The sequence below is a fragment of the Pseudoalteromonas holothuriae genome (assembly GCF_945859825.1).
In the GTDB taxonomy this organism is placed as follows: domain Bacteria; phylum Pseudomonadota; class Gammaproteobacteria; order Enterobacterales; family Alteromonadaceae; genus Pseudoalteromonas; species Pseudoalteromonas holothuriae.
Genome location: NZ_CAMAPC010000007.1, coordinates 46,111 through 61,715, shown reverse-complemented (window position 1 = coordinate 61,715; position 15,605 = coordinate 46,111). Strand labels below are relative to the sequence as shown.

General features: G+C 40.0%; 15 protein-coding genes. 11 read left to right on the top strand and 4 right to left on the bottom strand.

Annotation, left to right across the window (positions count from 1 at the left end):
* Window positions 1-93: 93 nt before the first annotated feature.
* Window positions 94-1,431 (bottom strand): KamA family radical SAM protein, encoded by a 1,338-nt coding sequence (locus tag OCI93_RS10880; protein ID WP_261626401.1) that lies wholly within the window; start codon window positions 1,429-1,431, stop codon window positions 94-96.
* Window positions 1,432-1,575: 144 nt separating this feature from the next.
* Complete coding sequence (bioA, locus tag OCI93_RS10875) at window positions 1,576-2,865, bottom strand: adenosylmethionine--8-amino-7-oxononanoate transaminase (protein WP_261593010.1); 1,290 nt, start codon at window positions 2,863-2,865, stop codon at window positions 1,576-1,578.
* 121 nt (window positions 2,866-2,986) lie between these two features.
* Between bioA and bioB the strand changes: the two genes are divergently transcribed.
* The 4 genes from bioB to bioD are packed head-to-tail and all read left to right on the top strand — an operon-like array spanning window position 2,987 to window position 6,634.
* Complete coding sequence (bioB, locus tag OCI93_RS10870; RefSeq protein WP_261593012.1) at window positions 2,987-4,024, top strand: biotin synthase BioB; 1,038 nt, start codon at window positions 2,987-2,989, stop codon at window positions 4,022-4,024.
* Window positions 4,024-5,163 (top strand): aminotransferase class I/II-fold pyridoxal phosphate-dependent enzyme, encoded by a 1,140-nt coding sequence (locus OCI93_RS10865; RefSeq protein WP_261626400.1) that lies wholly within the window; start codon window positions 4,024-4,026, stop codon window positions 5,161-5,163. Before bioB ends, OCI93_RS10865 begins: the two co-directional genes overlap by 1 nt.
* Window positions 5,160-5,948 (top strand): methyltransferase domain-containing protein, encoded by a 789-nt coding sequence (locus OCI93_RS10860; RefSeq protein ID WP_261593014.1) that lies wholly within the window; start codon window positions 5,160-5,162, stop codon window positions 5,946-5,948. Before OCI93_RS10865 ends, OCI93_RS10860 begins: the two co-directional genes overlap by 4 nt.
* A complete protein-coding gene (gene bioD / locus OCI93_RS10855; protein ID WP_261593015.1) occupies window positions 5,945-6,634 on the top strand; it encodes a dethiobiotin synthase in 690 nt (229 codons plus the stop codon). Before OCI93_RS10860 ends, bioD begins: the two co-directional genes overlap by 4 nt.
* A gap of 29 nt (window positions 6,635-6,663) precedes the next feature.
* Here the strand turns inward: bioD and OCI93_RS10850 are convergent, their stop codons facing one another.
* Entirely contained in the window at window positions 6,664-6,867 is a 204-nt protein-coding gene (locus tag OCI93_RS10850; RefSeq protein ID WP_261593016.1) for a hypothetical protein, read from the bottom strand.
* Between the two features lie 78 nt (window positions 6,868-6,945).
* On the opposite strand from OCI93_RS10850, the gene OCI93_RS10845 reads away from it, so the two are divergent.
* A complete protein-coding gene (locus OCI93_RS10845; protein ID WP_261593017.1) occupies window positions 6,946-7,434 on the top strand; it encodes a GNAT family N-acetyltransferase in 489 nt (162 codons plus the stop codon).
* Window positions 7,435-7,463: 29 nt separating this feature from the next.
* Here OCI93_RS10845 and OCI93_RS10840 read toward each other — a convergent pair whose 3' ends face one another.
* Window positions 7,464-7,985 carry a TetR/AcrR family transcriptional regulator gene (locus OCI93_RS10840; RefSeq protein WP_261593018.1) on the bottom strand — a complete coding sequence of 174 codons (522 nt, stop codon included), beginning with the start codon at window positions 7,983-7,985 and terminating at the stop codon, window positions 7,464-7,466.
* 136 nt (window positions 7,986-8,121) lie between these two features.
* On the opposite strand from OCI93_RS10840, the gene OCI93_RS10835 reads away from it, so the two are divergent.
* From OCI93_RS10835 to OCI93_RS10810, 6 genes are all read left to right on the top strand, one after another.
* Window positions 8,122-8,319: a hypothetical protein gene (locus tag OCI93_RS10835; RefSeq protein WP_261626399.1), complete on the top strand. Its 198-nt coding sequence runs from the start codon at window positions 8,122-8,124 to the stop codon at window positions 8,317-8,319.
* Window positions 8,320-8,413: 94 nt separating this feature from the next.
* Complete coding sequence (locus OCI93_RS10830) at window positions 8,414-10,006, top strand: ABC-F family ATPase (RefSeq protein ID WP_261593055.1); 1,593 nt, start codon at window positions 8,414-8,416, stop codon at window positions 10,004-10,006.
* Between the two features lie 243 nt (window positions 10,007-10,249).
* Window positions 10,250-10,732, top strand: a complete 483-nt coding sequence (gene purE, locus OCI93_RS10825) for a 5-(carboxyamino)imidazole ribonucleotide mutase (RefSeq protein ID WP_261593020.1) — start codon at window positions 10,250-10,252, stop codon at window positions 10,730-10,732.
* A gap of 1 nt (window position 10,733) precedes the next feature.
* Window positions 10,734-11,882, top strand: coding sequence for a 5-(carboxyamino)imidazole ribonucleotide synthase (locus OCI93_RS10820; protein ID WP_261626398.1), 1,149 nt, complete (start codon window positions 10,734-10,736; stop codon window positions 11,880-11,882).
* Window positions 11,883-11,932: 50 nt separating this feature from the next.
* The gene (locus OCI93_RS10815) at window positions 11,933-12,862 is read left to right on the top strand and encodes a YeiH family protein (RefSeq protein WP_261593022.1); all 930 of its coding nucleotides are present in this window, start codon (window positions 11,933-11,935) and stop codon (window positions 12,860-12,862) included.
* A gap of 229 nt (window positions 12,863-13,091) precedes the next feature.
* Window positions 13,092-15,566 (top strand): S9 family peptidase, encoded by a 2,475-nt coding sequence (locus OCI93_RS10810; protein ID WP_261593024.1) that lies wholly within the window; start codon window positions 13,092-13,094, stop codon window positions 15,564-15,566.
* Window positions 15,567-15,605 lie beyond the last annotated feature (39 nt).

Genomic DNA, 15,605 nt, shown 5'->3' with positions numbered 1-15,605 from the left:
AGGCCAATCGCACAGGTATAAGTTAATACCTTATTAACTGGCCAATCAAAGTTAAATAGTCACAGTAGTATCAATGGCTACGGTGACTATTTATTACATGGTGTTATACTCATCTTCCCAGAAAAATTTTTCTTCGCCAAAGGCCGGTTTTAAATCATTTAGCCACATAGCATTTTCATCAAACTTAGCAAAGAATGGGCGTTGAACCCAGTCAGGGTTGCGTGCTTGAATAAAGCGCAGTGCAAATACCTTTTCGCCATGAATTTCGGTTACACCTGAAACCTCAACTTTACCTGGGCCTGCGCTCATTGAAGGGCCACGTACCGTTCGGCTAACACCTGATACGTTTTTATAGGCTTCGCGGAAAATTTCCCATGTTTTATAAAGTGGTAATTCAAAGTAGCGTTTAGCGCCTGTATCACGCTCGATAAACATGTAATAAGGGATCATGCCCATTTGCGTTTGCTCTTTCCACATCTCACTCCACATAAGTGGGTCGGTATTAATATTATTGAGCAAAGGTGCTTGCGTTCTGATCTGAGCACCCGTTTTACGAATAAGGCGAATGGCTTCTTTGGTGATATCAGTACGTAACTCTTGTTTGTGGTTAATATGTGCCATGATAGAAACATGTTTACCTGCATCCACAAGTTCTTTAATAAGTATTAAGAGCTCCTTAGCATCTGGATCTGTGACGTACCTAAATGGCCAAAAAGTGAGTGATTTAGTACCGATACGAATGGTTTTAATATGATCAAAACGCGGCTCTTTTAGTGTTTCTAAATACTTACGCAGCTTAACTGTGCGCATCACCATCGGGTCACCACCGGTCATCAGCAAGTCAGTGACTTCTTTGTGCTCAGCTAAGTAATTATGTAGTAGGTCTTCATCATTGTTGTTAAAACGGGTTGCTTTACCTACAAACTGTGCCCATCTAAAACAGAAAGTACAATAAGAGTGACAGTATTGCCCTTGAGATGGGAAAAACAATACGGTCTCTTTGTATTTGTGCTGAATGCCCTCAACTCGCTCACCATCATACTCGGGTACATTCTTTTCCATTTGACCGGCAGGATGAGGGTTAAGCTTGTGGCGAATTTCAGTTGCTAAGTTAAATACCTCTTCAGGCGTATGCTCACTTTTTAATAAGGTGGCCATTTGCTCATATGACTCATCGTCAAGCATTCCGCGTTGTGGAAAGGTAAGCTGAAAGACAGGATCATTTGGTACTTTGTGCCAATCTATTAGCTCTTCAATAACAAAGTTATTAACGCGAAATGGAAAAACATTAGCAACGACCTTCATCTCAAAGCGCAAATGCTCAGGAAGTTTATCGAGTTGTTCGATTTTATCGATTTGACGGTGTTGATAAACGGTAAACCTTGGCGCTTGATATGCCTGTGCAGGCTGTAACTGAACGGTTTGTTGCATAATTCCTCGTAACTTTACTAACTAATATTGCAAAAGCGACAAATTATAACAGGTTTTGTTTCAAAATGACGACCTTTGTAGTTGAATTAGCAACAATGACATAAAAGATTAATAAAATGCTGAGCAAATTCACTCAGCAGGCTATTAATATGCTTGTTGGTCTATCGCTTGATATATTGCATCAGCCAAAAGCTCTATGTCGTCATTTGAAGTAACGTAAGGTGGCATAATATAAATGAGCCTACCGAATGGCCTGATCCAAACGCCTTTAGTGATAAAAAACCGCTGTATTTTTGCTACATCGACGGCGGCGTTTATTTCAACAACGCCAATTGCGCCCAGTATTCGCACATTATTAACGGCATTTAAGCTTTCACAACGCTTAAGTGCCCCCATCGCTGTGTTTATGCGTTTAATTTGAGCTTGCCAGTCATTTTCAAAAAGTAGGTCAATGCTTGCGCATGCAACAGCACATGCGAGGGGGTTACCCATAAATGTGGGGCCATGCATCAGCACGCCAGCTTCGCCTTCACTGAGCCCGATGGCAACTTTTTCATTGGTTAAGGTTGCCGATAGAGTCATCGTGCCACCGGTCAATGCTTTACCAATACACATGATATCAGGCACAATATTGGCATGTTCACAGGCAAATAGTTTTCCGGTTCGGCCAAAGCCTGTTGCGATTTCATCGAGAATGAGTAATACATCATATTTATCGCACAGTTGTCTTAGCTTGGATAAATAAGCTGGATTATAAAAATTCATACCACCGGCATTTTGGACTATTGGCTCAATGATAAATGCTGCGACCTGTTGGTGATGAGCAGCAAAGGCACTTTCGAGTGTTTCGAGTTCATCTTGATCAATAGTGTCTCCAAATTTAGCCTTTGGCGCATCCACAAAAATATGTTCAGGCAAAAATCCTCGGTACATGCTGTGCATTGAATTAATAGGATCGCATACACTCATCGCGGCAAAGGTATCACCATGGTAGCCTTTATTTGCAGTCATAAGCTTGTTTTTGCCGTGCTCGTTTTTACTGATCCAATACTGTAATGCCATTTTTATCGACACTTCAACACTCACTGAACCGCTATCGGCAAGAAACACTCTGTCTAGTGTTTCAGGTGTAATAGTAATTAGCTTTTTACAAAGTTCTACAGCAGGGGCGTGGGTAATCCCGCCAAACATGACATGGCTCATGATATTAGATTGCTGATGAATCGCCGATATAAGTGTTGGATGATTATACCCGTGAATTGCGCTCCACCAAGATGCCATACCATCAATCAATATTTCGCCTGTATCAAGGTGGATTTTGTTTTTATCTGTATGAGTCACACCGTATGATGGAAGAGGGTTGAGCATAGAGGTATATGGATGCCAGATATGTTTCTTGTCAAAACTTTTATCAATAGTGTTATTTTTGGTCACTGGTAAACCCCGGGTAACTGGTTGGCGTTGACAATACTACATCAGGAAGTAGACTAAGCCAATCAACGTCAAGTTAACTGCATTATTTTTGAGCAGAATCATAAAAAAAGAGAAATAGGATATGGCTACAGTTCGTCACGATTGGACACATGAAGAAGTAAGAGCATTGTTTGAAATGCCGTTTAATGACTTGCTATTTAAGGCGGCCAGTATTCACCGTGAGAACTTTAAACCCAATGAGGTGCAGATTTCAACTTTGCTCTCCATCAAAACGGGAGCTTGTCCAGAAGATTGTAAATATTGTCCGCAATCAGGGCATTATAAAACGGATCTTGAACGAGAGCGTTTAATGGAAGTTGAAAAGGTGGTAGAGCAAGCACGTTTAGCAAAACAAAAAGGCGCGACCCGTTTTTGTATGGGTGCTGCGTGGTCAGACCCTAAAGACAGAGACATGCCTTATATTTCAAAAATGGTTAAAGAAGTAAAGGAGCTTGGCTTAGAAACTTGCATGACTTTGGGTATGCTAGACAATGATAAAGCCCATGCTTTGTCAGATGCAGGGTTGGATTATTATAATCATAACTTAGATACTTCGCCTGAATACTATCAGCAGATAATTACCACAAGAACCTATCAAGATAGGCTCGATACTATCGACAATGTGCGCGATGCAGGTATGAAAGTATGTTCCGGTGGTATTGTTGGCATGGGTGAGCAGGCAGCTGATAGATTTGGTTTGTTAATGCAATTAGCAAATTTGCCTCAACAACCGGAAAGTGTGCCAATTAATATGTTGGTAAAAGTCAAGGGCACACCACTTGAAGATGTTGAAGACTTAGACCACTTTGAATTTGTGCGCACTATTGCTGTGGCACGAATTATGATGCCATTGAGCTATGTTCGACTATCTGCTGGACGTACAGCAATGAATGAACAGATGCAGTCTATGTGCTTTTTTGCCGGTGCCAACTCAATTTTCTATGGTGACAAGTTACTTACTACAGAAAACCCTGAAGCTGATGCGGATATGAACTTACTTAAAAAGTTAGGTATGAAGCCTGAAGAGCGTCACGATTACTCTGATGAAGCTTACGAAGCATCACTGTCATCAGCTATCGCTGACAAGGCAACCTCAGAGCTATTTTACGAAGCAAATTAATGGCTTTTGAGTATCTACAAGAAAGCTTAAATACGCGCAAGCAACAAGCATTGTTTAGGCACCGAGTTTGTGTACAAAATGGCAATGCGCGTTTTATTGAAATTGCAGGTAAAACCTATCTAAATTTTGCCAGTAATGATTACCTTGGGTTGGCTGATACCCAGTTGGATATGCAATCGGCTGCTACCGGTAGCACAAGTTCAGCTTTAGTAACGGGTTATCAGGCTATTCATAGGCAATTTGAAGCGCGTTTATGTAATTTGCTCGGCTATCAATCTGCTTTGTTATTTAGTACGGGATTTAGTGCAAACTCAAGTATTTTAAAAGCATTGTTTAATGATGCCAGCTCAGCAAAAAGCTGCGCTATCTTTCAAGATAAACTGAATCATGCCAGTTTAATTGATGGTGCGTTGCAAAGTAGCGCTAAACATATTCGTTTCAATCATAATGATATGGGCCATTTGCGCGCAAGGCTGGAAAAGTCTGCTGCAGTAAATAAACTAATCATTAGTGAGGGTGTATTTTCAATGGATGGCGATTCAGCGCCACTTGAGCAGCTTTACAACCTTAAAAAACAACACGATGCTTGGTTAATGTTAGATGACGCACATGCGTTTGGTGTGTTGGGTAAAGATGGTTTAGGTTCGTGTCAATTACATCAAAATAAACCGGATATTTTAGTTGTCACTTTTGGTAAAGCAATGGCAAGCCAAGGAGCTGCAGTGCTTGGTAGTAAAACGCTGATTGATTATATGCTGCAATATAATCGTGATTATATTTACTCAACAGCGATGTCACCACTGATGGTAAACGCTGCCAGCTTTCAATTAGAGCGGTTGTTAAAAGCCCACGACCAGCGTGCACAGTTGCGCACAAATATAGTTTTGTTTAAGCAATTATGTGATGCTGCTAATATTGCTGTGATGCCATCAAATACGTCAATTCAACCCGTGGTACTGGCAAGTGCTGAAAATGTATTGCAGGTACAAAGTAAATTACAACAAAGTGGAATTTGGTTAAGTGCGATTCGCCCCCCAACAGTGCCAGCTAATACAGCAAGGCTTAGGATCACTATAACAGCGGCGCATCAAGCACAAGATATTCATAATTTAGTACAGCAGCTTGAGGTGCAATTATGAATGCAATAGCAAAAAATGTCGGCCTCTCAAATTCGATGGTAAAGCAAAATACAGCAGAGCGATTTTCTAAAGCTGCTAAGCAGTATAAAACACACGCCCGTGTTCAACAGCAAGTAGCTAGCCGTTTATTTTTATTGTTAGAAAATGGACAGGACTGTTTACTTGATTTAGGCGCTGGACCACTATTGCATCGAGGACAGTTGATAAAACATGCAGCAAGTGTGTTACATATCGATTTAAGTCATGGCATGTTACAACAAGGACAAAGTGATACTTGGCGTGTGTGTGCTGACATGGATAAACTACCACTGCAAAGTGCCAGTGTATCTTGCATATTCTCAAACTTTGCGATTCAATGGAGTAGTGCACCGGCACAGCTATTCAAAGAGCTAGCTCGAGTGTGTAAGCCTGATGCTCAGGTTGTTATCTCATCAGTGCTTGATGGTTCCTTAAAAGAAATATCTCAGGCGTGGCGAAGTTTAGATAATCGTTGTCATGTAAATAGCTTTTTGGCTTTGCACGAACTTGAACAGTTTGCTAAAGATGCAGGGTTTGGTATTAATCTATCTAAACAAGCATGCTTAAAAGATAGCTTTGAAAACCCACAACAGGCATTGAAGTCGGTTAAAAACATTGGTGCTAATCAAATGCAAAACCAAAACAACAAGCAGTTTGGTTTGATGGGCAAAAAACGCTATGAAAAGCTATTATCAGGCTACCCCTTAGAAAATAACCAAGCGTTAGTAAGCTATGAAGTAGCCATTATGGATCTAATTAAATTATGAGCGCATTTTTTATTACTGGCACAGATACAGAGGTTGGTAAAACCTACGTAACGGCATTGTTACTTAAATTTTTGACCCAGCATAAACGCAAAGCGATTGGCTTTAAACCTATCGCCGCTGGCGCTGAGGAGGCGTTTGGGCAGTTGGTTAATGATGATGCATTAACATTAATGGAATCGTCTTCTGTGCATGGAAAATATGAGCAAATCAACCCAATTTGTTTTGAGCCGCCTATTGCGCCACATATTGCAGCGCAGCAAGCGGGTGTTGAGATTACATTAGAGAAATTAAGTCAATACTATCACCAGTTAGCATCATTGGGCGCAGAGTTTACTTTGGTTGAAGGTGCTGGTGGCTGGGCTTTACCCATTAATGATTCACAATACCTATATGATTGGGTTAAAACAGAGCAGTTGCCTGTGATTTTAGTTGTTGGTATGAAGTTAGGTTGCTTGAATCACGCAATATTGACCAGCCAAACTTTAAAAGTACAAGGTGTTAAATGCGTTGGTTGGGTAGCCAACCAAATAGACCCAAATATGACTAATTTTGATGACAATTTAAATAGCTTGCGTAAACGCCTAGAGGCCCCTTTACTGGCTGTAGCGCCGTTTGGTGAAGAGCAAGCTAAGCTGCAAATATATGCTGCTTTAACAGACTTATTTGGTATTAATCTGCAAAGCTAAAACGACGGATTTAGCCGTCCTTGGACGGCTTATTCTGCTATTACCTGTTGCTTTAGGTAATTGGGCAATAGCTCCTCAACTATTTTTTTAGCTGCAATGGTATGTCGTACACCACTGAACATCACTGATGTTTGTTCTTGCATGCCCGTTATTCCAGTTAAAGTCCAACCTTCACCTAATTCAGGGCACAGTACTTTCGTCGTTGGGGGAATAACTTTAAACTCGTCTGACATACTCAACTCCAGATTAGACTTAATTTTACATGCTAGTTTATACTATTTTTGCAAATTGCCAATTGAGAGCCTGCATATATGCGATTTTACACACCTAGATTGTTACTCAAGCCAATAACCTACCGTGATATGAACTCACTACATTTAATTTTAAATGATCCATTAGTGGCTAAATTTAATGATTATGGCTATAAAATCTCAAAATCAGAAGTAAGGGCTTTGATCCAATGGGATTTGGAGCAAAGCTATCTTGGCTTAGGGCAAAGGTTAAGTATAAATAGCCACAATGGGACTATGAAAGGTAGTATTGGTTTATATGACTTTGACTGTAAATTAGGTGATGTGTTTATTGGTTTTGAGTTGGGAAGTGCGTATTGGCATCAAGGGTTTATGCGCGAAGCAATTAATTGTATTTTAAATAACATAGTGCAACTAATTGATGTGAAAAGTAGTGTTCGTTTGGTTGCACAGGTACAACCGCAAAACGCACGTTCAATAAAATTGCTAGATCAATTGGGTTTTATAAAACACCTTGACAATAAATACGTTAAAACAATAACTCTGTAACATTAACAACACAAACAGAACACATCATACTATTGAATGGATTGCAGCTTGTTACTCAGCAATCGTACTAGTGAATCTACATTCGACGTTTCATCGTTTAATCCAATAAGCAGGGTCATGAAGTAGCAATCCATCATAATATCTGCTTTATGCACATCATAAGGTTGGCCTGCAAAGAGTGTGTGTTTAAAAGATTCTAACTGTTCGGAAAAATAAGCCTGTTGCCAAATAATACCCGAAAGTAACTCTTTACTAAATTCTCTATTGTTTAAGTAAAATTCATATAAAAATTTAGCATAATGCCTAAGTCTAAGGCGTGGCGTATGTAATTTTTCACTTTGGGCTGCTTGAACTAGCACTTGCTCTATTTGTTCATGCATTGCCATTTTCAAAATATCTAATTTAGTAGGGAAGTGAGAAAACACGGTGCCTGTAGCAACGCCGGCTAATTTAGATATTTGTCGTGTAGTGGTGTTGGTATAGCCATACTCATTAAACAATTGCCAGCTTGCATCAAGTATTCTTTGTTTTGTTGATGATTTTTTATTCATAATCTCACCAGTGAGTTAGAGCAAAAGAGTCTAGCATAATGGGAAAAAAATACACATAACACTTGAAATTGAGCGTGCTCATATTTAATAATGAGCGCGCTCAATTTTGAGTGATTTTGATATATGGAGTGTTTTTATGAATGTACTAGGATATGTATTGTTTTTACCTTTTATCTATTTTTACAGCTTTATACTTGGGCAAGTTTTGAAATGTGCTTTGATACCCGGTGGGCTGTGTGTATTAATGTTGATTATGGGTCCAAAAGAGTTCTTTAAACACATGAAGTTAGCGACACAGACGCAAACATCTCATAAACCTGCCGAACTAACATAGTTTTACTAGTCAGATTAGTTTAAAATTGGGTTTTTAGGTTTAGGGCTTGCTGCCTATATCAGCATGCTCAAGAGAACTTTCCTAGGAGCCCATTATTTTAAGCGCAGCTAATGTCACCATGCAGTTTGGTGCAAAACCCCTTTTTGAAAATATATCAGTTAAATTTGGCGACGGTAATCGCTATGGCCTAATCGGTGCAAATGGGTGTGGCAAATCTACATTCATGAAAATTTTAAGTGGTGAGCTTGAGCCAAGCACTGGAAATGTCAGTGTTTCGCCCAATACACGTGTAGCTAAGCTAAACCAGGACCAGTTTGCATACGAAGAATTTAGTGTAATCGATACTGTTATCATGGGCCATAAAGAACTGTGGGAAGTTAAAGCTGAACGTGACCGTATTTATTCTTTGCCTGAGATGAGTGAAGAAGATGGTATGAAAGTCGCTGACTTAGAAACCGAGTTTGCTGAAATGGATGGCTACTCTGCTGATTCAAAAGCGGGTGAGTTGCTTATAGGAGTTGGTATACCAACAGAGCAACATTATGGTCCAATGTCAGAAATTGCACCTGGTTTTAAGCTTCGTGTATTATTAGCACAGGTTTTGTTTGCAAACCCAGATATTATGCTGCTTGATGAGCCTACTAACAACTTGGATATCTATACCATCAAGTGGCTGGAAGATGTTTTGAATCAGCGAGAATGTACTATGTTAATTATCTCGCATGACCGTCATTTTCTTAACTCCGTATGTACGCATATGGCTGATATAGATTATGGTGAGCTTCGAGTTTATCCTGGTAATTACGATGAGTATATGTTCGCTGCGACCCAAGCGCGTGAAAAGCTATTAAGTGAAAATGCCAAGAAAAAGGCGCAGATTGCTGAACTACAACAATTTGTTTCGCGTTTTTCTGCTAATGCATCAAAAGCAAAGCAAGCGACATCTCGTGCTAAACAAATGGATAAAATTCAACTAGATGAAGTAAAGGCATCATCTCGTCAAACGCCATTTATTCGCTTTGAACAATCAAAGCAGTTATTTAGAAACGCGCTTGAGATGAATGCACTTGCCCAAGGGTATGAAAGTACATTGTTCTCAGGCCTTGAAGGATTAGTCGAAGTTGGCGAACGCATTGCCATAATTGGTGAAAACGGGGTTGGTAAAACCACGTTACTGCACACTTTTGCTGGTTCCTTAGCCCCTAAAAGCGGTGACTTTAAGTGGTCTGAAAACGTTAATATTGGTTATTATGCACAAGACCATGCGGATGAGTTTGAAAAAGATATTAATGTTTTTGAGTGGATGGAACAGTGGCAACAACAAGGTGATGATGAGCAAGTTGTGCGTAGCTTCCTTGGTCGTATGCTGTTCTCTCAAAATGATATTAAAAAACCAGTAAAAGTACTATCAGGCGGTGAGCAAGGCCGTATGCTTTTTGGTAAGCTTATGATGCATAAGCATAATATTTTACTTATGGATGAGCCAACGAACCATATGGATATGGAATCTATTGAAGCATTGAACCTAGCACTTGAACAGTATGAAGGCACCTTGTTTTTCGTATCTCATGATAGGCAGTTTGTATCTTCTTTAGCGACTCGAGTTTGGGAGATTAAAGATGGTAAGGTGATCGACTTCAGAGGTAGCTATGATGAATATTTAGCAACGCAAGAACAAGCTAAATAAAGCAACTAAATAAAGGCTGTGTATAATGCATGGTCTTTGTTTTTATGCGTGATTAGCAGTTTAAGCCGTATTATTAAATGCTGTCATAGTGAGGTTTCAAGACCTGCAGAGCCTGAAAGCAATGGTATTAAGCGACTTTTTAGGTATAATACTGCGCAAAAATTAATGTTGATTTGGCTACCCCTATTATTTCTCAAATCAATGATTTTCTAATGTATCGTTTTTTAACACCGAGGATTTATTATGACGGTTGGCATTATCATGGGTTCAAAGTCAGACTGGCCTACAATGACACACGCAGCAGAGATGTTGGACAGATTTGGCATCGCGTATGAAACAAAAGTTGTGTCTGCGCACCGTACTCCTCAATTGCTTGCCGATTACGCATCAAGTGCAGCAGAACGTGGTATTAAAGTCATTATTGCAGGTGCTGGCGGTGCCGCACACTTACCGGGTATGGCGGCTGCCTTCACAAGTTTACCTGTACTAGGTGTGCCTGTTAAATCAAAAACACTTAATGGCGTTGACTCATTGTTATCAATTTGCCAAATGCCAAAAGGTGTTGCTGTAGGTACATTGGCAATCGGTGATGCAGGTGCTGCAAATGCTGGTTTATTGGCTGCACAGATCTTAGGTTGTCAACAACCGGAGATTTTTGCCAAAGTTGAAGCGTTTCGTAAAGAACAAACCGAGACAATATTAGCTAACCCAAATCCAGCGCAGTAATATGAATATTCTAGTTTTAGGGGCAGGGCAACTTGCTCGGATGATGAGCTTATCTGCAACTCATTTAGACTTACACGTGCTTGCATATGACGTGGGTTCAAAGCAGGTGATCAATCCAGTAACGTTTAACGTTGAGCCGTTTTCGCTTGAACAAGCAATTGAGCGAAGTCATGCTATTACGGCTGAGTTTGAACATATTCCACATGATATACTTTCTTTGTGTTCGCAAAGTGGTAAGTTTTACCCAGGCGCACAAGCAATAGCAATAGGTGGCGACCGTTCGCTTGAAAAAAGCTTGCTAGATAAAGCTAAAGTTGCATGTGCACCTTATCAACTCATTACACAGAAAAGCCACTTTCTAAGTGCAATAGAGCGCTTAGGCATGCCTATGGTAGTTAAAACTTGTCAAGCAGGGTACGATGGCAAAGGTCAATGGCGAGTAAAAAGCAAAGATGACATCGAGCAAATTTGGTCAGAAATGGCAGAGTTTTTAGAATCAGGTACAGATGTGTTGCCACACACTATCATTGCTGAGCAAATGATCCCGTTTGATAGGGAAGTGTCGATTATTGGTGTGCGTGATAAAAATGGTCAATGTAAAACTTATTCATTAACAGAAAATCAGCATACCGATGGGGTGTTAACATTATCAATCGCCGGTAAAGCAAAGCCAGCAATTGAGCAACAAGCGCAAGATGCATTTAATGCCTTGGCTAATGAACTTAACTATGTGGGTGTACTGGCTATAGAGTTTTTTGATGTTAAAGGTAAGTTGCTGGTAAACGAAATTGCACCACGGGTACATAACTCAGGGCATTGGACGCAACAAGGTTGCCATGTTAGTCAATTTGAAAATCATATGCGTGCCGTCGCAGGTCTTCCTCTTGGTTCAACCGCATTACTAAGACCAACTGCGATGATTAATGTGCTAGGCCAAACGTCAATACCAAATGAGGTACTCAGTATCTGTGACACGACAACTCATTGGTATTCTAAAGCTGCGAAGCCTGGTCGTAAGATGGGTCACATAAATGTCTCCGCAAACGATTTATCACAGTTAGGAAGTCGTTTAGAGAAATTAACGCATTTTCTTTGTGAACGTGATTACCCTGGGGTTGCAAGTACAGCACAAAGTCTCAAAGACGCTTAACCTAAAAACCGAGCTAAGCTCGGTTTTTTTATGCATTGGAACTGCAAAAAATGGTAGCACAGCAAAAAATTAAACTTGCCTTTATTAGTCTATTTGTTGTGAGCTTTACGCCTTTGATAAGCGCGACATTGGCACTGGCTTTTGGCATCTTATTTGCTTGGTTCTTTGGTAACCCATATCAACAGTACAGTAGCACATTGAGCAAATGGTTATTAAAAGTTGCCGTGATTGGGTTAGGGTTCAATGTCAATATCATGGATGTGATTGAAGTAGGCCGTAGTTCTATTGTACTTACCATTGTCAGTATCACAGCGATAATTGGACTCGGTGAGTTACTTACTCATGCATTTCGTCTAAACCGAAATACAGGTGTGCTTATCTCTTTTGGTACCGCGATTTGTGGTGGTAGTGCGATTGCAGCGATGGCACCTGTGATCAAAGCTAAACAGCATGAAATTGCGGTTGCATTGGCTGTCGTTTTTTCTCTCAATGCGATTGGCTTAGTATTATTTCCAGTGATTGGTCGTATGTTGGCATTAAGTGACGAACAATTTGCAACATGGGCAGCACTGGCGATCCATGATACTAGCAGTGTGGTTGCAGCATCTGCGGCATATAGCCCTATTGCGGTTGGTATTGCCACTACGATTAAATTGACACGCGCGATGTGGATTATTCCATATACAGCCGCAGCAGGAGTATTTTGGCGTAGCGAAGAGCGAACCAGTATTCCTTTGTTCATATTTGGGTTTTTATTAGCAGCTATGTGTAATAGCTTTTTGCCACATTTAGATTCTGTTTGGCAGAACCTCTACTTTGGCGCGAAGCATATTCTTGTGGCAACTTTATTTTTAATAGGTGCATGCGTCTCAAAGACAATTATAAAACACACTGGGTGGCGTCCTTTTGCGATGGCGACGTTATTATGGGTTATTGTGAGCAGCGTATTGTTGTTACTTATTTTAGATAAATTAATTTAAAATTATATTGAACTGTTCTAATTTGTCACGGTCTTATATTTTGAGGCGTGGATAGGCCTCATTTCATAATCGCTGTCCATCAGCGACTATGTGAGCGCAGAGAGTATTTGGCCAGTATTATTTACTGGCCTTTTTTTATCTTAAAACTCGGTGATTAATCTTAAAATTATCGATATATGTGCCTACATTTGCTTTAATGCTATCAATACAACAACCCATAAGAATCGCTATGATCAAACAATCCATCCTCTCAATTGCAGTGGCATCGAGCCTAATACTAACGGGCTGTCAAACAACCAGTCAGTTGAAAAAAAATAAAGTAGAAACGCAAAGTCTGGTTCAACCCATTGTGCAAACACCAGTTGATTTTGGTGGTGAAAAAATCACGATGGAGCAGGCTATGGCTCACCCAGATTGGATCAGTCGCAAACCAGAGGGCGCATTTTGGGCATCTGATAGCCAAGCTGTCGTTTTTAATCAAAAACAAATGGGCAACGAGTTACGTGATACCTTCAAGGTAAGTGAAACTTCAGCACCAGCGAAAGTAATGCTTAGTCAGCTTCACACCTTAGGTGCTGAAAATGCGATTTACTCAAAAGATGGCAAATATCAAGCTTATACTTTTGAAGGTAATATCTTTATAAAGGAAATAGAAACAGCCAGCATAACCCAATTAACCCATAGTTCAGAAAGTGAATATAGCTTACAGTTTTTAAACTCTGGTGAACTGGCGTATCGAGTAGATAACACTTTTTATAAAGTGAGCCTATCAACTGGGCGTACACATGAAATTGCAAAGCTACACTTAAGTGATAAGCCATTAGGGTTACAGGAGCCCAGCAGCTATATTGCTAAGGAGCAACATAAGCTGATTGAGTTTGTTGCATTACAGCACAAAAATAAAGCTGATGCGCAGTTGAGAAAAGAGACCCTGCAATCACAAAACAGTACGATTGCTCATACACATTTTTATTTAGGAAAAGGTAAGCAGCTCATCGAGGCAAGTTTGTCTCCAACAGGAGATAAGCTAATTGCAGTAATAAGTGATACTCGTTCTTGGCGGGGTGACGGTGATATCATGCCTAATTATGTCAGTCAAGATGGTCATATTGAATCGGTTCCAGCCCGACGTAAGGTTGCAGATGCTAAAAGTCATTCATCAACTGTGATATTTATTGATATTTCATCACAGCAGCAAACTGAACTTGCTTACAATACATTACCTGGTTTTGATGAGGACGTATTGGCTGCGGTCAAAAAAGAGAATGCACAGCGAAAAGGCGAAACTTATAAATCACAAAGAACACCGCGTGATATAAACTTAATGCCACCATGGATGCTAGTTCCAGTTCAATGGAATAGTGCTGGTACTGAAGTGGCGCTTATGCTCGAAGCGTGGGATAACAAAGATAGGTGGTTAGCCACGGTTGACTTTGATAACAATAAGCTCGTATCTCAACATCGCTTACACGACGAAGCATGGATTAATTATACCCACAATGATTTTGGTTGGTTTAACAACTCAAATACGCTTTATTATTTGTCTGAGCAAAGTGGTTATAGTCATGTATATAGTAAACCTCTTGATGATAAAGCTACTCAGCTTACTGATGGTAAATTTGTCGTTTCAAACTTAACCTTAGCAAAAGATGATGAGCATATATATTTTAAAGCAAATGTTAAGCATCCTGGTATTTATGAAATATATCGCGTTGATATACAAACAGGGGAACGTGAGCAGTTAACTAATCTTGATGGGGTAACGGACTACAGCTTGAGTCCTGATGAGCAAAAGCTATTGCTGACTCATTCAAAAGTAATGATGCCAGAAGAATTATATGTAATAGATATTCGGCCCAATACAGTTGCAAAACGTTTAACAAATACAGTATCTGATGAATTTTTGAATAAAAAACTGATTGCTCCCAAAATTGTTGCTATACCGTCAAGCCATGGTGATGAGCCAGTTTACTCTAGAGTATATTACCCTGCAGATTATGTTGAGGGCGAAACGGGTAAAAAGCGTAAAGCAGTGATTTTTAATCACGGTGCTGGTTATACGCAAAATGCACATATGGGTTGGTCGTACTATTTTAGAGAGTTTATGTTCCACTCATTATTAGCAAATGAAGGCTATGTTGTGATGGACATGGATTATCGGGCTTCTAAAGGATATGGCAGAGATTGGCGTACAGCTATTTATCGTCATATGGGTAAGCCAGAAATTGAAGACTTAGCCGATGGGGTTAAGTGGATGGTCGAACACACCAATGTTGATAAAGAAGCAGTTGGAACTTATGGTGGTTCTTACGGTGGCTTTATGACATTTATGGCTTTGTTTACGCAACCCGACTTGTTTAAGGCCGGTGCCGCAATTAGACCTGTTACGGACTGGGCGTATTACAATCATGGCTATACTTCAAATATTTTGAACCATCCAGATATAGACCCAATAGCTTATGAAAGAAGCTCGCCAATGTACTTTGCACAGGGGTTGAAAAATGAGTTGCTAATTAATGCGCCGATGCTTGATGACAATGTATTCTTCCAAGATGTTGTTAGGTTAGTACAGAGATTAATTGAACTTGAGAAAACAGGGTTTGAAACTGCAATTTATCCAGTTGAGCCTCATAGCTTTAGACAACCATCAAGTTGGTTAGATGAATACCGACGTATTCATAAGCTTTTTAAAGAGAACCTTTAATAAGTATACGCAGTTGATAAAAACGCCAGCATTTTGCTG

What these genes read in the sequence shown, in the direction of transcription:
- OCI93_RS10815 (WP_261593022.1), top strand. Translation starts at nt 11,933, where the DNA reads ATGGTAGCACAGCAAAAAATTAAACTTGCCTTTATTAGTCTATTTGTT.
- purE (WP_261593020.1), top strand. Translation starts at nt 10,250, where the DNA reads ATGACGGTTGGCATTATCATGGGTTCAAAGTCAGACTGGCCTACAATG.
- OCI93_RS10860 (WP_261593014.1), top strand. Translation starts at nt 5,160, where the DNA reads ATGAATGCAATAGCAAAAAATGTCGGCCTCTCAAATTCGATGGTAAAG.
- bioD (WP_261593015.1), top strand. Translation starts at nt 5,945, where the DNA reads ATGAGCGCATTTTTTATTACTGGCACAGATACAGAGGTTGGTAAAACC.
- OCI93_RS10845 (WP_261593017.1), top strand. Translation starts at nt 6,946, where the DNA reads ATGCGATTTTACACACCTAGATTGTTACTCAAGCCAATAACCTACCGT.
- OCI93_RS10850 (WP_261593016.1), bottom strand. Translation starts at nt 6,867, where the DNA reads ATGTCAGACGAGTTTAAAGTTATTCCCCCAACGACGAAAGTACTGTGC.
- bioB (WP_261593012.1), top strand. Translation starts at nt 2,987, where the DNA reads ATGGCTACAGTTCGTCACGATTGGACACATGAAGAAGTAAGAGCATTG.
- OCI93_RS10820 (WP_261626398.1), top strand. Translation starts at nt 10,734, where the DNA reads ATGAATATTCTAGTTTTAGGGGCAGGGCAACTTGCTCGGATGATGAGC.
- OCI93_RS10865 (WP_261626400.1), top strand. Translation starts at nt 4,024, where the DNA reads ATGGCTTTTGAGTATCTACAAGAAAGCTTAAATACGCGCAAGCAACAA.
- OCI93_RS10810 (WP_261593024.1), top strand. Translation starts at nt 13,092, where the DNA reads ATGATCAAACAATCCATCCTCTCAATTGCAGTGGCATCGAGCCTAATA.
- OCI93_RS10840 (WP_261593018.1), bottom strand. Translation starts at nt 7,985, where the DNA reads ATGAATAAAAAATCATCAACAAAACAAAGAATACTTGATGCAAGCTGG.
- OCI93_RS10835 (WP_261626399.1), top strand. Translation starts at nt 8,122, where the DNA reads ATGAATGTACTAGGATATGTATTGTTTTTACCTTTTATCTATTTTTAC.
- OCI93_RS10880 (WP_261626401.1), bottom strand. Translation starts at nt 1,431, where the DNA reads ATGCAACAAACCGTTCAGTTACAGCCTGCACAGGCATATCAAGCGCCA.